This is a genomic window from Haloferax sp. Atlit-10N, assembly GCF_003586325.1.
GTDB lineage: Archaea > Halobacteriota > Halobacteria > Halobacteriales > Haloferacaceae > Haloferax > Haloferax prahovense.
The window spans coordinates 1-485 of the sequence record NZ_PSYX01000134.1; the positions used below are offsets into that span (position 1 = coordinate 1).

Genomic DNA, 485 nt, shown 5'->3' on the forward strand with positions numbered 1-485 from the left:
CGACGGCATCGCCACCGAGTCGGTGTCCGGCACCTCGTTCGCGGACGAGGCGTGGTTCGAGACCGCGACAGAGCTTCAGAAGGGCGAGATCCAGGTGAGCGAGGTGACGACCGTCGACGGCGACGCCGCCGTGTACGTCACCGCGCCGGTGTACCGCGGGGGAGAACTCGCCGGAACCATCACGCTCCAGTTCAACTTCGAACTCCTCAACACGCTCATCGACGACATCCAGGTCGGTGAGACCGGCCACCTGACTATCGTGAGCGAGCGCGGGACGCTGTTGACCGACTCCCGGGAATCGCTCGGCTCCGTCGAGTCCGAAATCGCGGAGAACGCGACGGCGCTTGTCGGCCAGTCCGGCCTGACCACCCACGAGACGACCGGCGACGGCGGCGAGGCGGCTCGCTACTTCGCCGGTTACGCGCCGCTCCACTTCGGTAACGGGCAGTACGAACTCGTCGCCACCGTCCCCGAGTCCGACGTGA

At 67.2% G+C, this 485-nt stretch carries 1 protein-coding gene; it reads left to right on the forward strand.

The window, feature by feature from the left end:
- A partial coding sequence (locus tag C5B91_RS21535; protein WP_199708899.1) for a cache domain-containing protein occupies nt 1–485 on the forward strand: 485 nt, incomplete at both ends.